Genomic DNA, 17,782 nt, shown 5'->3' on the forward strand with positions numbered 1-17,782 from the left:
ACAACATTCTAACTGTTTTTGTTATACTAATCATATGAATTAAGAGAGGAAGTGCACCATGGCCAAACGACCGCTGACCCCTCGAGAAAGTGAGTTGATTGCGACCGCGTTATTTGTTGTCGGAAGCGTTCCCTATTCAGGACATATCGATCGTCTCGAATCCCTCACCTTACGTGATATCGCTGATGACTATTTGAATGGAACTGCCACTTCCGCAGACGCGATCGACGCACTCGACCAATACATCTACGTCCGGCGTCATCGTTTTAAAAACGTGACCCCTCACAACCTTTGGACATTGGATGATCGGACTGAACAAGAAGCATTGCGTCATATTTCCAAACGACCCGAATTGAAAAAGGGTCAGACGTTGAATAAACGGAATCAACCGTTTCAAGCAGGACAAGAAATCGAGTTCAAGGTGGACAAACATGTCGACCGTGGACAATTCCGCATCTACATCGGAAAACTTCAAGGGTATACGTGTAAAGCCCAGTCAAAAGAACGTGAAAAGCTGAAGTCAGTGTCAGGATGGATCACACATATTGACCCGAAAGACCGATTGGTATTTGTCAACGTGACAGACTTCGGACGGATGCCAATCGAACCTGCAATGAAACAAGAACTTGAATCGATGAGCGCTTCGATGCTCGGTTGGTTCGCCACGGCAACAATCCCTTCTGAAGAAGAAGCGCTCCTTGCCAAACGGATGATTGCCACGTTGCAGCGGCGCGATCAACCGTATTGGTTCACGCTGACGACCGCGTTGAACCACCCTCGCCCAGAACATGTGAAACGCTGGGGAACAGTCGTGAATCTTCTCGTCAAAGCGAGTAACGGTGACCAAAAGGCCATCCAAACATTAGAGACTCAAGAAGACAAATACTTTAAGGATGCGTTCATCCGCGCCCTCCGTGCCCTTCATCAAGAGATGACGAAGCAATAAAGCTGATACGATTCGAGGTGACTCCGCATGGGTCACCTCGTTTCGTGTCGAACCTATTTAGGAAAGGAACGACCGCTATGCGTATACTCATCGTAGAAGACGACCCCTCCATTTTACGCCTTGTGAAAGAAACGTTCGAGGATGCGGGTCATGAGGTGTTGACAGCGACCGACGGGAACACAGGCGAAGAACGTTTCACGATGCAACCAATCGATGCCGCGATTGTCGACATCATGCTCCCAGGGCTTGACGGTCGTGAATTGTGTCGACGACTCAAGGCGACTCTCGATATTCCCGTCATTTTACTAACCGCTCTCGATGAATGGGAGGATAAGCGTCAAGGATTCGTTCATGGGGCAGACGACTATGTGACCAAACCCTTCATCCATGAGGAGTTACTCTTTCGATTGCAAGCCGTCTCGCGACGTTATCAACGTTCGGCCGCTTCACAAATTCAAGCTGGTCCTCTTCGACTCGATTTAAGAGAATACGAGGTGACGCTTGAGGGTCAGCTGTTCTATCTCCCTAAAAAAGAGTTTGAACTATTATTTCAACTCGCCTCTTTTCCGGGAAGAGTGTATCGTCGTGAGGAGTTAATTGATTTGGTATGGGGATTTGATTTCGAGGGGGATGAGCGAACAGTTGATGTTCATATCAAGCGACTTCGTAATCGGTTCGATCACCCTGCTTTGTCGATTCGAACCGTACGAGGTGTTGGATACTCGCTCGAGGTGAACGGATGAAGACACTCTACACGCGAATCATCGTCACGATGTTCTTGATTTTACTTCTATCCGGAGCCATCTCCCTGTTGATCAGCAATGTGGCTTATTACAAGTGGTGGCAACCTTCCTATAGCGAGAAGACGGAACGGGTCGCCAAAATAGCGGAGTCGTATGTCGAGAACCATACCGATTTAGACTATGATGCCTTCTATACTTTCTTAGCTGCGACCGGATATCAACTGGTCGTCGTGGATGCGACTGACGAACGTCGACGTTTTGGCGGTGCCTTTCGGGATGAGACTATCTCTGACACAGTGATTCAATCCGTTCGGAACGGGGCTCCATATCAGGGAATGCGTGACTTTCCGTTTCATCTCTTCTTGCTCGGATTGTTCGATAACGAACTGACGAACACATATGGATTTACACTTGAAAACGGGGACGTCATCTTTATTCGTCCGGATTTGAGTGCCCAAATCCGCGAGTTACATCTGTTCGTCGGTCTATTTTTCGCACTCGTCACCCTCTTGGCATTTGGCTTGATTGCCATCTCGACAAGGTCCCTGATCCGCCCGTTACAGACGCTCACGAATGCGACCACATCCGTCGCCATGCGTAAAGCTCCGGAACATCTCCCCGTCGAGCGTCAAGATGAAATCGGAACGTTGGCACGACAATTTCAAAACATGTCAAATGAGATCGATCGTACCGAAGCGAGACAGCGACGATTCGTTTCGAATGTCTCCCATGAATTTCAATCTCCTTTGACCTCCCTAGGTGGCTATGCAGAAAAATTAGCTGACGGTACGGAAGGTGAATCAAGAGAATATGCGCGTGTCATCGAACAGGAGACGAAGCGTCTATCCCAATTGACGAAACAACTGCTGCTTTTATCACGATTGGATGAAAATCCCCCGATTCTCGAGACGAACGTGAATGTGCTTCAATCGGTATCCGAAGTCATTCAAACGAACGCTTTCATTCTTGATCAAAAAGGGATCGCCGTCGTTACCGACATCCCACAAGACGTAGTCTTGAAGAGTGACCCGGTTCTACTCGCACAAGTTTGGAACAATGTATTGATGAACGCCGTTCATGCTTCACATGATGGAGGCACCATCCACATCACCTGTACCGTCGACCCAGGTATCGTCATCTCGGTTAAGGATGAAGGGGTTGGGATGGACGACGAGACAAAAGAGCACCTGTTCGACCGCTTCTATCGCGGGGACACGGCTCGAACGACTCAAGGGACTGGTCTCGGTCTTGCCATCACCTCAGATATCATCGACCTACATGGCGGAAACATCACAGTCGAGTCAAACCTCGGAACCGGCACCACGGTTCATTTACATTTTTGATGTCGTTCATATTCTGTTCATATTGATTACGTACACTTCCTTCATCAGCACTTGAAGGAGGTTTTTTTATGCAGTTAGGTTGGAAAGAGATGTGGAGACAGAAAAGAAAGTTTTCCATGTTGTTCGTGATCACATTATTGATTGTCATGTTGACGACACTCATCACAGGGCTAGCAGACGGGCTCGCATATGATAACGGTTCTGCCTTGCACGAATTGAATGCTACGACGTATCAACTTGATCCGGACTCAGAAGGTCAATTGACACGATCGTTTATAGACGTCACAGCGGATACTTCAAACGAAACGATGAGCGTCCGACAGCTCACGGTCACGATTGATGGAAAAAAAGAAGAGGTCACGCTATTCGCCCTTCCAAGTGGAAGTAATATTGGCCCAGGTACTTATCTAGAAACAGGTGAAGTCTTGTTTGACCCAAGTCTTTCAGAACAGCTTGGAACAGGTGACACGTTGACCGACTTTGCGTCCGAATATCGTTTTACGATCGCCGGTGAGGCGCCTGGACGCTACAGTCATGGACCGGTGATTTACACGACGAACGAGACGTGGTTCGATTATTTGGATTACTCCGAACAACGTCCATATGTATCGGCTGAGATTGGAACGGAATCCACGATGTCCAATCCGCTCGTCATGAGTCAACAAGATTTGATTGAGTCGGTTCCTGGATATAGTGCCGAGCAAAGCACATTCACGATGATGCGTGCTTTTCTACTCGTGATCGGAACGTTTATTTTGACCGCATTCTTTTATTTGTTCACGCTTCAAAAGTTACCTGAACTCGGAATTCTGAAGGCAATCGGTCTCTCTCCTCGAATCATCGGACGGGCACTGCTCTTTCAGGTCATCGTCATCGTATCTGCCGCAGTCGCCACATCGATCGGGTTCATGTACGTCGTCGATGCGTTGATTCCATCATCGTTACCGTTTCTCGTCGACTTCGGTCATGTCGCGCTATTCGGATCCATGTTCATTTTCTTATCTGTTCTTGGCGCGTTGTTACCGTTATGGAAACTACGTCAAGTCGACGCAATTGAAATCATAGGAGGAAAAGCATCATGAGGTTAATCCATGTATCACATCAGTTTGACGGTCAGCTCGTATTGAATGACATCGAGTTACATGTATCGCCAGGGGAATGCGTTGCCATCGTCGGTCCGAGTGGTAGCGGGAAGAGTACATTGTTATATATCCTCGGTCTATTGCGAAAACCAGATCAAGGAGCATTTTTGATGAACGAACGGGACGTATTCGAATTAGATGAGGAACAACGTCGTCTGTTACGTCTACATGAAGTCGGGTTCGTGTTTCAGCAGGCCCACCTGATTCCCTACTTGACGGTGCTCGAGCAACTTGAGCTGATTCAGGAGAAGAGACAGATAGATGCGAAACAACTATTGACCGACCTCGGCTTAGGACACCGCCTGCATCATCTCCCGTCGACATTGTCGGGAGGTGAAAAGCAACGTGTCGCCGTCGCACGTGCCTTGATCAACTCCCCGCAACTCATTTTGGCAGATGAACCGACGGCGAGTCTTGATTATGAGAATGGACGCCGTGTGATGGCGTTATTGGCCAAACAAGCGCATGAAGAAGGGAGACGTGTCGTCGTCATCACACATGATGAACGCATGCTCGATGTGTGTGATCGCGTCCTTCGCGTGATTGACGGTACCTTGACCGAGCTCAACAAGGAAGAAGGGCATCACGACCAATTTGATGCAATTGATGAGTGAGCCATCCTCCAAGGCGAATGGCGACAAGGATTGATCCGTTCTCCGAAATGGTCGCCTCTTCGATGTTCATCAATCGTTCGATGATATGATTCGATTCGAGTCGAATCCCCGAAAGACAGGAGAGTGCGCGAACGATTTCCTCTGGTCGACATTCGACTAGACGCGCAATCTCTTGTACCTCGGTGAGGAGGCTTGTTTGATTATATAGAAAATAACGGTCGAGAATAACATCAAATACGAGTCCGATGATTCGTTCATCTCCTTCAATCGTCCACGAGAACGTTACTCCCCGTTCAAGCATCCCCTTTCTGTCGCTCAACACCATTTGTATCATTCGATAGATCTTTGACCTCTCCATATAGATGTCCCCACCCTCCTGCTGTTGTCACTCCATCGTATCGTTCAAGATCATGCCTTTCCATGTGCCTTGATTCCTGATATTCACACGATTATGTTCTGTATGCCCTCTCCTTATATAAGAAAACAGGACCGTATCGATTCGTTTCGGGTACAATAACGTTGAAAGGAGTCGGTATTAATGCAACGAAAATGGAAAATTGGATTGGCATCACTTTTCACAGGCTACTACGCGGTCAGCTACTATGCCTTCAAACGAATGACGCGGGGCAAACGAAAGACTCCGGAGATGTTACTCGCTCCATATTCGGACGAAGATCGCAACTTTTATCATGACGTACCGTTCGAGCATGTCTCGATTCAATCTCGTGATGAGTACCGCCTCTACGGGCGTATCTATCGGAATGAGGGGTCAACAAAATGGATTGTGTTCGTACATGGATATACCGCATCACATAGTTTCATGGCCCCTCACCTCGCCATGTTCCATCGTCTCGGCTTTAACCTGCTTGCCGTCGATTTACGTTCACACGGGGAGTCCGAAGGAATTTATGCCTCATATGGTTTCCATGAAAAAGTCGATATGATCGACTGGGTGGACTGGTTGAAGACAGAGGAAACAGTCGATCAAGTCGGGCTTCACGGCGTCTCGATGGGAGCGGCCACCGTCTTGCAGACGACTCCGCTCACGAACGTCGACTTCGTCATCGCAGAATGTCCGTTTGACGATATGAAACAATTGATGCGTTATCAACTGAGAGAGTTACACCACATCCCAGCCGAGCTCATTTTACCGGGAATCGACTATTTCCTTTGGTCTCGTGCCGGGTTCACGATGAGACAAGTCCAACCAAAAAAGGCCGTCACGGAAACGACGACCCCAATCCTATTCGTACATGGTTCAAAAGATGATTTCGTCCCGACGTGGATGTCGGTCGAAATGAATGCATTGAACCGGAAGAACGACTTGGTATTGATTGATGGCGCAGAACATACCGATTGCATGATCAAGGACGCTCCTGCGTATGAGGAGGCGGTCACTCGCTTTTTGCATCGACATGGATTGGACCGGCAATCAAATCAAGTAGCACATGTAACACCATGACCGGCCAAAGGACACCCATCCCTAAATAGAGGATACCTAGTCCGAATCCAACGATCCCTGTCGTGAAGACTCCCTTTATCCCTTGATAGGCGTGGGCCATACCGAAAAGGGCGCCCCCGATTAAGGCGAGAGTCACATCCGGCACCTCGATATAGAGGGAAATCGTGTATAGCAGGACTCCTCTGAATATGAATTCCTCGGTCACGCCAGCCGTGACCGAGACGGCGTTCCAAGCCTGTTCTTCTGCTTTTGTCCGGGGTAGTAGCATCTTCTCTAAATCGAGCTCATAGTAAGGGCGTAACACATGTCGGAGACGTGCTGATGTTTTGACCAACAGATAAAAGACGAGTGTCACGGTGACTAGGATGCATGACAAGTAAAAGACTTGCCATGCCTGTTCGTTCCCCGCTTCTGGTCCGAACCTCAATCCGACTTCTGATGGCGGTACTTGAAATAAAAAGATGAGGGCAACAATCAACAAGGTCAGCCCCCATGCCGATTTCACGGTTTGTTCATATACCCATGCCCGTCCTCTCGTTTCAATCAAGGGACGAATCAATTTGGCATTGAAGATTTGAACGATCAGCATGTAGCCGATAATGGCTGTAAAAATCAAACGTTCAAGCATCCATATCCACTCCTGTCCTTCCTCTTAGCTATATGCTACACTATTCGGGTATTGTCTAAAAGCTAGGAGGCGGTATCTTGAAACGTATGATGCTGCGACTGACCGGTTTCATTATTGTGCTCGTGCTTTTGCTCGGGGCAGTCGGCTGGCTCGGTCAACATGATAAAGTGAACAATGGATTGTATCGAACCTATTATGGAGAGAACGGTGTTCCGAACACACATCTGGCCGTCTATCAAGACGCTGCTGAAACATATGACGTGGACTGGCGCCTACTGGCTGCCGTTCACCGTGTAGAGACCATCTTCTCACACAGTTCGTCGATGCGTTCGTCTGTCGGCGCGATCGGACCTTTTCAATTCATGCCCCGTACTTGGCTCGGTTGGGAATATGATACCGATGACCAAAAAGGCGATGTCCCAGAAGACGAAGTGGATTTGACGGACCTTGCCTTGATTGAACAGTATGGCGGACTCGGTCGCGACGGGAACGGCGATGGAAAAGCTGACCCACATAGTCTAGTTGATTCTGCGCACACGGCGGCGTATTATTTAAGTGAACACGGTGGAAAAAAGACAGATTCAGTCACATCCGTCCGAAACGCTATCTTCGAATACAATCGAAGTGAGCAATATGTCAATGATGTCATGACGTACTTCGAGAACTATGAATCAAGCGTGACGTTCATGCCTGATGAGCGTGATACGCTTAGTCAACGAGTTGCTTATTACACGATTCGATATGTCGAGTGGTTTAAATCGCTCGGCTGATGCTTACATGAAAAAGTGAGGAATGGAAATGAACACGCATGTAGAAGAAGTAACCATCCGCGTCAAATCAATCTTCAATGAAGATAAAACGAAACGCTATATGCGAACGTATGAGTTCACCGATGTGGAGGATGGCGTCATATGCGCCGTCATTATTTACTCGCCGCGGATGAGCGATGCCTTTTTGTCTGGCACGACGACACAGCGTGCTTATATGTTGATGCAAAATCATTTGTCACAACCGATTCGAGAAATGCGGGTCATCAGTCTCGTCCCGACACTCGCCATCAATGACAACCTTCCATACGTGGAGTCTCAACTCGATGAGACGAACTACCATTACGTCGAAGAGACGTTACAAGAGGTAGAAGCAAGCGGCGGGATGATCATCGTCGGTTGGGGGTCTCCAGGTCGCTTGATGCACCACGCGACATCTTACAAATCGCTCTTTGCGGATTATGAAGCGAACATGTATTGCATCGGTACGACAGCAAAAGGCGAGCCACAACAGATTCGAATGGCAAACGAGAATACCGTTCTCGAGGCGTTCAACAACGAATCGGTCAAACCGAAGTTTCGCATCGTGAAAGAAACGAAAAAAGACGACTCTCCGTGAGTCGTCTTTTCATATGCCGATCCAAATGGAAAGGCCAAACAGTGTGAAGAATATACCGGACCATATGTAATCGGACGGTTTGACGTCAATCCGCTCATAGACGGTCCGTTTCCCACTCGTGAAACCCCTCGCCTCCATAGAGAAGGCGACCCGTTCCGCACGTCGGATCGAACCTGCCAACAGCGGGAGAAGGAGTTTCGGTACATGACGAATCCGTTCCCATTTCGTATCGAGCGGAACGCCGCGAAGACGATGCGCGTATTGAAGCTGATACATCTCCCGTTGCATCAACGGAAGGAAGCGGAATCCGACGAGCGCGCTGTAGGCAATCGTCGGTGAAAGCCTCGCCTGTTGCATCAAACTCATGACGAAACGTTTCGAATCGGTCGTCAACATGAAGAGGAGCGACAATACGGTGAACGCCAATACACGGAGACTAAGAGACGTAGCGACGCGCGCCTCTTCTTTTGAGATATCTTGACCGAGAAGGGTTACCCACGTCTCGCCCCCGAGCTCCTTCCCAAACACGAGTGTCGTCCAAAACGTCCCGAGCGCCGTGACGAGAAAAGGAATCAAAAACAGGCTCCACTTCTTCCAGCACACGTCCGTCGCCAGCAATTGAATCGTCAACGTACCGACGATGATGACGAGCGGGGTCCAAGGGTTATAAAACAAGGCAAGCCCGAACATGATGATTGTCATCGTCCCGAACTTGATTGTCGGATTCATATCATGGAGTGACATCGTTGTCGTCCTCCCGCTAGTCGATAATGACGAAGTCTCTCCGTGTCCTCCCAAAGCTCATCCCCGAATGGTCCTGAGAGTTCCCCATCCTTCATCAAATAGAACGTATGGGCGATATTGGCGAACGATAAGTCATGGGTCACGAACAGGATCGTCTGTCCCTTTGCCGCATGTCGCTTCATCAAAATCTCTAGTGCATGGAGTGATGGTTCATCTTGGCCAGCCGTCGGTTCATCGAAGGCAAGCAACTGTTTGTCGGAGAGTAACTGGATCCCGACGGCGAGTCGTCGCTTCTGTCCATGACTGAGTGACAATGGATGGAGGACTCGTTTATCCTCGAGGGATAGCTCCTTTAGTACGTTATCAATCGATTCCTCATGACCAAACTGTAGCTCTTGCTCGACCGAGTTCATGAAAAATAAGTGTTCCGGAGATTGAGGGACGAGTCCGACCCGGCGATCAGACTCCGTCAAACTTCGTAAAAACGTCGACTTTCCACTCCCATTTGGTCCTAATATGGCAATCACTTCCCCGATCCGAGCTTTTAGGGTCAGTCCTTTTAATCGAAATGTGTCACGCTGCACCTCGTCGACCACATAGTGTTCGACTGCTTGTCGTGGCAATGACGATCGTGTGAATGAAAAATCATCGACCGGTTGAAACGGCTTGTTCCGTACAATCCGTCCTTGATCGAGTTCGATGTGCCAATCAAAAAAGTCTCCCCACAAGTGCGCGCGATGTTCGACAACGATGACGTTCACGTTGTCCAAGTGATCGAGCCAGTCGACAAATCGATTCGCGGTCACTGGATCAAGGTGTGTCAACGGCTCATCGAGAAGCAACCATTCCGGTTGTCCGACCATAGCGCAAGCGACGGCGATCCGCTGTTTCTCCCCTCCTGACAAGGAATCGATGTGACGATTTCGGTAATCGGTCAGTTGGAGTGACTCGAGAATCTCCGTCACGCGCTGATCGATGACCTCGACCGGCGTCCGCAAATTTTCGAGTGTGAAGACGAGTTCCTCTTCCACCCGTTCCATCACGAACTGCGTGTCCGGGTCTTGGAATACCGTCCCGACCCGCTGATTGATCTCGCCTGGTGCGTAGTCGTCGTGAGAGCATCCCAGTAGTTCGAGTCTGCCTTCCAGGATTCCATCACAATTCTCTGGATAGAGACGATTTAACAGCGCGAGCAGAGTCGACTTCCCGCTTCCGCTCGCTCCTGTCAAAATCGTGCGTCCAGGTTTTATGGATAGTGACACATCTTTTAAGATGGTGTCCAGACTTTCGGGGAATCGGAATGAAAGCGATTCTGTTTCAACCATGGACGTTCCCACTCCGAGCGATCGCATAGCCACGAAGCGACCCCGTCTTGAGCAACAGGTCACTGAGCAACTTCCCACCGATTCCTGCGATGACCATGCCACTGACCGCCCGCAGCCCGAACATCGTCGCTACATATCCTGGTTCAAGCATCGCAAATCCGCTCATGAAGTAAGTGTACACGAAACTCGTGACGGCCGAGCCAAATCCAGCAAGCATGAGAACCCAAAGCTCGTATCGACGATAACCTGTCATCGCAAAGACTGCTTCCGCCCCAAGACCTTGGACGATGCCGACCAAGATGATGCGCGGTCCGATCGCATTCCCAATCAACATTTCAATCGTCGCTGCCATCACCTCCGAGATGAAGGCCGCACCTGGCTTCCGAATGATATACGCCGAGATGATTGACACGATGAACCAGATACCGAAAATCCATTCATAGGCGATCGGTCCAATCAACCCTGCCCATAAGTTCCCGATATGAACAAACAATAAGTAGACGACGGCAAAGACGACAGACAATACGGAGACGAGGACGACCTCTTTCAATTTCCACGATTTAAGCATGTTGTCCTCCATGTGACGGACTGTTCACACTGAACGTCACCGTCATGACTACGTGTCGATTCTTCTCGCGTGTCCGGTTGAACGCCGACTCGTAATACGAGAACACATCATCCAAGTTCCCATGAATGCCTGACGCGTAGTGCATGGAGTCATTATAGACACCCGCCTGTTTCGCTTGCTCGATTTCTTCATAGATGAGATCCATATAGTTCTCCGCCCCCATCGGATAAAGCGCGAACTGTGACGAGACATACTGTTCTCTTGAAATTCCATTCAGTGGTTGTGGTGGTGCCTCGAGCACCTCATCCCCTGCCGAATCTCCCGGACATCCGACAGAGAAGGTTCCGCTCATCGAGACATGGCGTCCTTCCTCCGAAGCCAGGCTTAAGACGGTCCGTGCGACGTCGAACACGTGCTCGGCGCGACCTCGGATCACGGTCGACACGTCATCCGTATGTCGCCACACACCCGTCATATTCGTTCCTTTCAATGCCCCTTTGATCGTCCCGACAAAGTCATCTGTCATCGGGCTAAGCGTGAAGCGAAATCCTACAATCGGACTCGTGCCACATGATTCATTCATCTTGTTTCCCCCTCTATATGTGTTTGCATAAAAAAAGCCGCATTCATGAGAATGCAGCAACAAAATCTATACAAACTTGCATAGAGAAAGTGCCGCACTTCCTCACGCCAGTATTACCTGGATCGAGTTATAAGGGATCGGAGCCATGCTCACATCTCAGCCGAAGCACCCCTAGTGCAGTCATTGATATGCGGTTACTTATGCAGTCACAGTATAGCGATGTTTCGTCAGTTTGTAAACGGTCAATCTGAATAGGTGACGAGTTGGCCAGTACCAGGAAGTGGGTCATGGAACGAATCCCACTCCGCTACCATCTCCTCATCCGTCAACAAACAGGCGTCAAGTGATTGCTCGACCGCATCCCGGTCCATCCGTTGACCGATAAGGACCAATTCGTTCTGTCGGTCTCCGTACGGCTCGATGTAGTCCTCGCGCAGTTCCGGTTCTGAGGAGAACATGGCCTCTCGTTCACTCTCGGGAAGGGTCGCTAACCAACGACCGGCATGTTCGAGCGTCGATGCGTATCCGGCCTGGGAGAAGAGACAGGCAAGGTCGTTCCGTGACGCGATCCACAAGAAGCCTTTGGCGCGGACGATTTCTTCAGGGTAATGCTCCATCCAATTCATCAAACGCTCAGGGTGGAACGGTCGACGACGACGGTAGACGAACGAGCTGATGCCATACTCTTCCGTTTCCGGCGTATGTTCTTCTGCCTCAAGTTCTTGAATCCATCCCGCCGCACGCATCGCCTGATCGAAATCGAACAACTGGACATCGAGTAGATCGTCTAACGCAACGTCGGAGTACGTTGAAGTCAATAATCGGGCGCTTGGGTTGAGTGTCTTAAGTAGCCCCTTCATCTCCTGCAGTTCCGCTTCAGACACCCGGTCTGCCTTATTCAACACGATGATATCCGCAAATTCGACTTGATCGACGAGTAGGTCGACGACTTCACGGACATCTCCTGTATCGACGGCTTGTTGACGTTCCATGAGCGATTCACCAGAATTGAAATCTTTGAAGAAACGGTACGCATCGACGACAGTGACCATCGCATCGATATAGACACGGCTCGTCAAATCGATTCCGAGCGCATCATCGGCATACGTGAATGTCTGCGCAACGGGAATCGGTTCAGAGATACCAGAAGACTCGATGATGATGCCATCGAGGTCGCGATCCTTTGTCAACTCATAGACCGCTGTCAGCAAATCCTCACGTAGGGTACAACAGATGCACCCGTTCGAGAGTTCGACTAATTTTTCATCGGTACGGGAGAAACCACCCTGTTCAATCAATTTCTCATCGATGTTCAACTCGCTCATATCGTTCACGATGACCGCATATTTTTTATCTTCCCGGTTATGTAAGATGTGGTTGAGCAGTGTCGTCTTTCCGCTACCAAGATAACCCGAGAGTACTGTAATTGGAATTCGTTTCATATTGATGAACCTCCATTAAATCGTAATCATTACTTTTTATATATTGAAATGACTGATTCGATTTGTCAACAAAAAACACGCCATACGGACGTGTTTTGAAAAACATGCTCTTATTCTTCCAACGCTTTTCGTTCTGCTTCCGAGCGTGGATAGGCGTTCGCTTGCCACTCCGCCCGATAGATGGAGTCGAGTTGCGTCAACCCGACCTCATCCTCGTCCTTGTCAGAATCGACACTCGGCACCTCGTCCCATTTTGGGTCGAGATAAGAATGATCTTCTTCCCGCGCTCGATTTTCTTGCAACTTTTGAATCCCCATCTTGACCGCTGCCGCAACTGCCAACCCAATACCCGCTCGAACTAACAGTCGTTTCACCATTGCATGTCCTCCTCAACGCCCAAAGCGATAAAGCGGCATCCCTTTCACCTCTGTATCGATGATAAATACCGATCCAGCATCCGGATATTCGGCTAACGCTTCCTCATCCATCCCCTCACGAGCCGTCGTGATGGCCAATCGATTGAGCCCATCCCCGATGAAGGCGCAGGATGTGACATTCGGTGCAGGAACGTGAACTTCTAACAGCTTTTCACCGGTTGATGGATTCCAGTGAGATACTTTACCTCCGGCGTAATGCGCAATCCATAAACATCCTTCCGTATCTGATGTCATACCATCCGGGAAGCCATCCTCGTCCGCAAAATCGATGACGACCTTTCCATTTGATAACGTACCCGCCTTCAAATCGAAATCATATTGGCGAATCGTTTCAGTCGGTGTATCGATATGATAAAAAACGGAATGGTCAGGACACCACGTCAACCCGTTCGAAAGTGTGAGCTCATCCATGAGTGTCGTCGTCGTACCATCCCGATCGACACGATACAATGTCGCTTGATTCTCTTTGTCTTCGAGATGAAGTGTTCCGGCGAAGATTCGACCGTATGGATCGGCTTTTCCGTCATTGAACCGCAATTGACCGTCCGGATCATCCAACTCGACAATCTTCTTCAAGTCCCGATTGATCTCATCCCACTCATAAATGCCGTCCTTCAAACCAAGGACAACGCCATCCGTCACTTTCGGAATGACGAAACCGACTTGTTTCCCGACTTCAAACGACGAGATTTCATCCTCACGTTCGTCATACCACCACAATGTATGGCCTTCGATATCTACCCAATAAAACCGCTTCAGCTCGGCATCCCAACACGGACCTTCACCAAGCGTATTTCGTACACGAATCCACAACGACGCATCTACTTTCTCCATCACTTAGCCTCCACTCTATCCATTAGTTCAGAAATCTATTCCCCTCTCGCATTGGGACTATGCATGAATCCAGAAAATCGTGTTGGATTTTCACCGTCGTCCGTTCGTTTTGCTATAGTGAAAGAAACGTAGCGAGGGAGTGAATGGCTTGTCGAAATGGGATGAACGATTTAGTTCGGAAGAGTATGTGTATGGGACAGAGCCAAACGAATTTTTACGCGAATGGGTCACGTCTCATCAACCTGAAAGAAAACGTGTATTGGCCATCGCGGAGGGCGAAGGTCGAAACGCGGTGTGGCTCGCCACGCTCGGCTTTGAAGTCGAGATATGGGACGTTTCTATAGCAGGGATCGACAAAGCGAAACGATTGGCGACGTCACGAAACGTGTCCATTCAGACGAAACAGATCGACTTGAATGAAGCCGATTGGCCAAACAAGGCGTATGACATGGTCATCTGTATCTTTGGCCACTTTCCTCCACACGTCAGAGAAAAGGTGTTTACGGGTATCCAACAAACACTTCGACCTGGTGGTTTGTTCCTGAGTGAAGTCTACTCTACACATCAACTCGCTTACGGGACAGGTGGACCAAACGACGCCTCACTTCTTTACACCGAAGAGATGTTCCACCAACTAGAGGACGATTTCGTACCGCTCGTCTTACATGAGACGGTCGTCTGGCGAGAAGAAGGCACGCTTCATCACGGCGAATCTGCTGTGATTCAATATGTCGGGCAAAAACGGTAAACGAACGGCCTTTTCGTTTAAACGAGCCCAGTTTTATGGACTGAGTAACTCGAATTCTATACGGCAATCAGATGGCTCCGGTATTGCTCCGGGGTCATCTCTTTTATATTCCGCTGTTTGTGTTCGTTGCTGGAAACAATTCTGTATAGGAGTGTCACAAAGCAAAGAAGGCTAGTCATTTATCACGTATCCTTCGCAATCATATAGATGTAATGTGTTTCCGCATATAGATCTATTACCTTGGGCAAACGACAATGGCGAATATCCGGCGCTCTAATCCGTTCATAATAACTTTTGAAAATTATCTAGTTACAAGAGTTTTTCATTTTATAAATTTATTGGTTCGTTTGTACTTAGTACTTTTTTTATTGGTTCGTTTGTACTTAGTACTTTTAATGTTTTTTTCGACTTTTTAAAAATTTAATAGGAATGAATGCTATCTTTCTTAAACACAAAACAAAGAAAAACACTTATTCTTCATAAATTATTGATTGTTTTAATGAAAGTGCCATTGAGATAAATTAGATCATCATTATGGAAAATTGTTGGTGAATATTCATTAGGATTTTCACAATATTTGGTATTGGTAAAATTACAACTATGGTGTAAAATTACACTTATCAATAGTGCAAGCTGAAAAGAGAAGGGGGTATTTCCTTGAAAATTATTAAAACATTTAGTTTTTGGTTTGTGTTAGTCTCTATATTTGTTTGTTATTTGAATTTTACCGACCAGGATGATAAAGGCCTATTATTCTTTTTCTTCGGATTAGATCCAATCCTATATCATATGGTTTACAGTGAAACATTTCGAAGTTTTATATTTGATGAATCAGCTGACGAAATTTTGTGGGGAGGCTATCTTCTTCGAGTGATAATCGGATTGTTTTACGGTTTAACTCTAGATTTTATACTGTATCAGGTAAAAAACAAGAAGAAAAATAAAGGAGGAAAGTGAATGAAGAATCCTTACTTTTTATTGGTTATCAGCCTTTTAACAGCAACAATATTGTGTGTTTTCGGTCAAGGGATCGCCTACTTTTTAAGTGATCACATTGTTGATATCTATCCGATTTACTATCTAACAGGGTTGAGCATCTTAGGATGGATATTATATTTGTTAAGTTTCATCATGTTCTTGATGTTTCGTATAGTTTTTAAGATAAAAGACTCTAACTATATACAGTATCAGGGATTTATCATGATTGGATTTATTTCGGCCCCGTTTGTTGTTAGTTGGTCATTCTTTGTCGTTGCCATGTGGTGGGGTTAAGTTTTACTTATGATGAATTATAAAATTAAGTGCAACGGCCAAAAGTGAACACAAAAAACCTTGACGCTTTCCTTGTGTCGAATGAAATTACCACACAAATATTCAGACATAGGAAATCTCATGAGCCACACCACCTTACCACAATAAAACGTGTGAAGTAGAGACCTATGTGAAGCTCGGAATGTCCATCTGGTCCATCTCAAGACGGGGCCGCTACGAGAAGTCGAAGGCCAATTGTGACACAACGACGAAGCTCGACGACAAGACGCGCCGGGCAATCATCGGGAAGCTGCGAGCGACCTGGTCGCCGGAACAAATTATCTTCTCCACCATCTATCGTTAGATCTATTCGAAACGAATCGACTTGCCACGACCGTGCTCGACCAAAAAGGGAAACGTCAAAAACCCTGAATGAGCACTTTTTATCAAGTGTCTATCATTCAGGGTTCAGTTCAATCTCCCGGAGTGGCCATTTTTTTACTTCGCGCCTTCGACGTTCATATGCTTACTGCGGAGTTGTCCGCATGCCGCATCGATGTCTGTCCCGTGCTCGAGACGGACACCAGTGTTGACGCCACGTTTTTTCAAGATATCGTAGAACGCCATGATGTCCTCAGGCGTGCTTCGCTCATATTGGATGTGCTCGTTGACCGGGTTATATGGAATCAAGTTGACGTACGACTTGTCTTTGATGTCTTCGATCAAGTCGGCGAGTTCTTCCGCATGTTCCGGCAAATCGTTCACTTTCGAGAGCAGGATATACTCGAAGGTGATTCGTTTGTTCGTCTTCTCGACGTAATAGCGAATCGACGGCATGAGTTTATCAAGCGGGAACGCCCGGTTGATTTTCATGATGCGAGTACGTAATTCATCGTTTGGCGCATGTAGAGAGAGCGCCAAGTTGATGCGTAAGTCGAGGTCTGCGAACTTGTAGATCTTATCCGCGAGACCACTCGTCGACACGTTGATTTTACGCGGAGCAATAGCAAGTCCACGCTCATCTTTGACGACACGCAAGAAGTCGACCAAGTTGTCGAAGTTATCGAACGGTTCACCGATTCCCATAACGACGATATGGCTGACGCGGTCCCCTTCACCCTCTTCATCGAGGAAGTGTTGGACGGTCATGATCTGCTCGACGACCTCACCCGCCGTCAAGTCACGCGTCTTTTTCAACAAGCCGCTCGCACAGAAACTACAGCCGATGTTACAACCGACCTGAGTCGTCACACAGACCGAACGTCCGTATTTGTGACGCATGAGCACCGTCTCGATGTAGTGCCCGTCATGTAATTTAAGTAAGAATTTGACCGTCCCGTCGCCCGCTTCTTGTTTGACGAACAGTTCTTGTGTCGAGATGACATATTTCTCTGTTAAGTAATCACGCACCTCATCACGTACGTTGAGGTCGTCCATCGATTTGACCCGGTCGATGTAGAGCGAGTCCCAAACTTGACGTGCGTGGAAGGCACCGTATCCCGCTTCCGTACACTCGTTTGTGAGTTGATCGAACGTCAACCCGTATATAGATGATTTCATTGTAATCTGTCCTTTCTCTAATCCGC

The 17,782-nt window shown here is 48.0% G+C and carries 21 protein-coding genes and 1 riboswitch; of the genes, 11 read left to right on the top strand and 10 right to left on the bottom strand.

Translation table 11 applies throughout. The features are described from left to right. Positions 1-58 precede the first annotated feature (58 nt). From KNO65_RS00855 to KNO65_RS00875, 5 genes are all read left to right on the top strand, one after another. Positions 59-946, top strand: a complete 888-nt coding sequence (locus KNO65_RS00855) for a hypothetical protein (RefSeq protein ID WP_196430765.1) — start codon at positions 59-61, stop codon at positions 944-946. A 77-nt stretch (positions 947-1,023) separates the two neighbouring features. Beyond that, a complete protein-coding gene (locus KNO65_RS00860; RefSeq protein WP_214781212.1) occupies positions 1,024-1,689 on the top strand; it encodes a response regulator transcription factor in 666 nt (221 codons plus the stop codon). Further along, positions 1,686-3,032, top strand: coding sequence for a sensor histidine kinase (locus KNO65_RS00865; RefSeq protein WP_214781213.1), 1,347 nt, complete (start codon positions 1,686-1,688; stop codon positions 3,030-3,032). The genes KNO65_RS00860 and KNO65_RS00865 overlap by 4 nt, the downstream gene beginning before the upstream one ends. 68 nt (positions 3,033-3,100) lie before the next feature. Continuing rightward, positions 3,101-4,114 (top strand): ABC transporter permease, encoded by a 1,014-nt coding sequence (locus KNO65_RS00870; RefSeq protein WP_214781214.1) that lies wholly within the window; start codon positions 3,101-3,103, stop codon positions 4,112-4,114. Further along, a complete protein-coding gene (locus KNO65_RS00875) occupies positions 4,111-4,788 on the top strand; it encodes an ABC transporter ATP-binding protein (RefSeq protein ID WP_214781215.1) in 678 nt (225 codons plus the stop codon). Before KNO65_RS00870 ends, KNO65_RS00875 begins: the two co-directional genes overlap by 4 nt. Here the strand turns inward: KNO65_RS00875 and KNO65_RS00880 are convergent. Further along, positions 4,739-5,146 carry a hypothetical protein gene (locus KNO65_RS00880; protein WP_214781216.1) on the bottom strand — a complete coding sequence of 136 codons (408 nt, stop codon included), beginning with the start codon at positions 5,144-5,146 and terminating at the stop codon, positions 4,739-4,741. The genes KNO65_RS00875 and KNO65_RS00880 overlap by 50 nt on opposite strands. Before the next feature lie 180 nt (positions 5,147-5,326). Here KNO65_RS00880 and KNO65_RS00885 point away from each other — a divergent pair, with 180 nt between their 5' ends. Continuing rightward, positions 5,327-6,250 carry an alpha/beta hydrolase gene (locus KNO65_RS00885; RefSeq protein WP_214781218.1) on the top strand — a complete coding sequence of 308 codons (924 nt, stop codon included), beginning with the start codon at positions 5,327-5,329 and terminating at the stop codon, positions 6,248-6,250. Here KNO65_RS00885 and KNO65_RS00890 read toward each other — a convergent pair. Beyond that, positions 6,183-6,878 carry a CPBP family intramembrane glutamic endopeptidase gene (locus tag KNO65_RS00890; RefSeq protein ID WP_214781220.1) on the bottom strand — a complete coding sequence of 232 codons (696 nt, stop codon included), beginning with the start codon at positions 6,876-6,878 and terminating at the stop codon, positions 6,183-6,185. The two genes, KNO65_RS00885 and KNO65_RS00890, sit on opposite strands and share 68 nt — an antisense overlap. A gap of 86 nt (positions 6,879-6,964) precedes the next feature. Between KNO65_RS00890 and KNO65_RS00895 the strand changes: the two genes are divergently transcribed. After that, the gene (locus KNO65_RS00895; protein ID WP_230872907.1) at positions 6,965-7,648 is read left to right on the top strand and encodes a lytic transglycosylase domain-containing protein; all 684 of its coding nucleotides are present in this window, start codon (positions 6,965-6,967) and stop codon (positions 7,646-7,648) included. 28 nt (positions 7,649-7,676) lie between these two features. Beyond that, entirely contained in the window at positions 7,677-8,264 is a 588-nt protein-coding gene (locus KNO65_RS00900) for a DUF1643 domain-containing protein (RefSeq protein ID WP_012726384.1), read from the top strand. 9 nt (positions 8,265-8,273) lie between these two features. Here KNO65_RS00900 and KNO65_RS00905 read toward each other — a convergent pair whose 3' ends face one another. The 7 genes from KNO65_RS00905 to KNO65_RS00935 all read right to left on the bottom strand — a co-directional run bounded on the left by KNO65_RS00905 (position 8,274) and on the right by KNO65_RS00935 (position 14,197). Continuing rightward, complete coding sequence (locus tag KNO65_RS00905; protein ID WP_214781222.1) at positions 8,274-9,008, bottom strand: energy-coupling factor transporter transmembrane component T family protein; 735 nt, start codon at positions 9,006-9,008, stop codon at positions 8,274-8,276. Then, positions 8,990-10,360, bottom strand: a complete 1,371-nt coding sequence (locus KNO65_RS00910; protein ID WP_251131643.1) for an ABC transporter ATP-binding protein — start codon at positions 10,358-10,360, stop codon at positions 8,990-8,992. The genes KNO65_RS00905 and KNO65_RS00910 overlap by 19 nt, the downstream gene beginning before the upstream one ends. Further along, a complete protein-coding gene (locus KNO65_RS00915) occupies positions 10,326-10,901 on the bottom strand; it encodes an ECF transporter S component (protein ID WP_012726387.1) in 576 nt (191 codons plus the stop codon). The genes KNO65_RS00910 and KNO65_RS00915 overlap by 35 nt, the downstream gene beginning before the upstream one ends. Further along, a complete protein-coding gene (locus KNO65_RS00920; protein WP_214781227.1) occupies positions 10,894-11,484 on the bottom strand; it encodes a Ykof family thiamine-binding protein in 591 nt (196 codons plus the stop codon). Before KNO65_RS00920 ends, KNO65_RS00915 begins: the two co-directional genes overlap by 8 nt. A gap of 82 nt (positions 11,485-11,566) precedes the next feature. Further along, positions 11,567-11,667: riboswitch (TPP riboswitch) on the bottom strand. A gap of 59 nt (positions 11,668-11,726) precedes the next feature. After that, complete coding sequence (locus KNO65_RS00925) at positions 11,727-12,926, bottom strand: GTP-binding protein (protein ID WP_012726389.1); 1,200 nt, start codon at positions 12,924-12,926, stop codon at positions 11,727-11,729. Positions 12,927-13,036: 110 nt separating this feature from the next. Then, positions 13,037-13,303, bottom strand: a complete 267-nt coding sequence (locus KNO65_RS00930; protein WP_012726390.1) for a hypothetical protein — start codon at positions 13,301-13,303, stop codon at positions 13,037-13,039. A 12-nt stretch (positions 13,304-13,315) separates the two neighbouring features. Continuing rightward, positions 13,316-14,197: an SMP-30/gluconolactonase/LRE family protein gene (locus KNO65_RS00935; protein ID WP_214781229.1), complete on the bottom strand. Its 882-nt coding sequence runs from the start codon at positions 14,195-14,197 to the stop codon at positions 13,316-13,318. Positions 14,198-14,336: 139 nt separating this feature from the next. Here KNO65_RS00935 and KNO65_RS00940 point away from each other — a divergent pair, with 139 nt between their 5' ends. From KNO65_RS00940 to KNO65_RS00950, 3 genes are all read left to right on the top strand, one after another. After that, positions 14,337-14,945, top strand: a complete 609-nt coding sequence (locus tag KNO65_RS00940; protein ID WP_308162645.1) for a class I SAM-dependent methyltransferase — start codon at positions 14,337-14,339, stop codon at positions 14,943-14,945. A gap of 657 nt (positions 14,946-15,602) precedes the next feature. Further along, positions 15,603-15,902: a hypothetical protein gene (locus tag KNO65_RS00945; protein WP_214781231.1), complete on the top strand. Its 300-nt coding sequence runs from the start codon at positions 15,603-15,605 to the stop codon at positions 15,900-15,902. After that, entirely contained in the window at positions 15,903-16,217 is a 315-nt protein-coding gene (locus tag KNO65_RS00950) for a hypothetical protein (protein WP_214781232.1), read from the top strand. A gap of 477 nt (positions 16,218-16,694) precedes the next feature. Here KNO65_RS00950 and rlmN read toward each other — a convergent pair whose 3' ends face one another. Further along, complete coding sequence (gene rlmN / locus KNO65_RS00955; protein WP_031423599.1) at positions 16,695-17,756, bottom strand: dual-specificity RNA methyltransferase RlmN; 1,062 nt, start codon at positions 17,754-17,756, stop codon at positions 16,695-16,697. Positions 17,757-17,782 lie beyond the last annotated feature (26 nt).

The organism is Exiguobacterium sp. S3, from assembly GCF_018617295.1.
GTDB lineage: Bacteria > Bacillota > Bacilli > Exiguobacteriales > Exiguobacteriaceae > Exiguobacterium > Exiguobacterium profundum.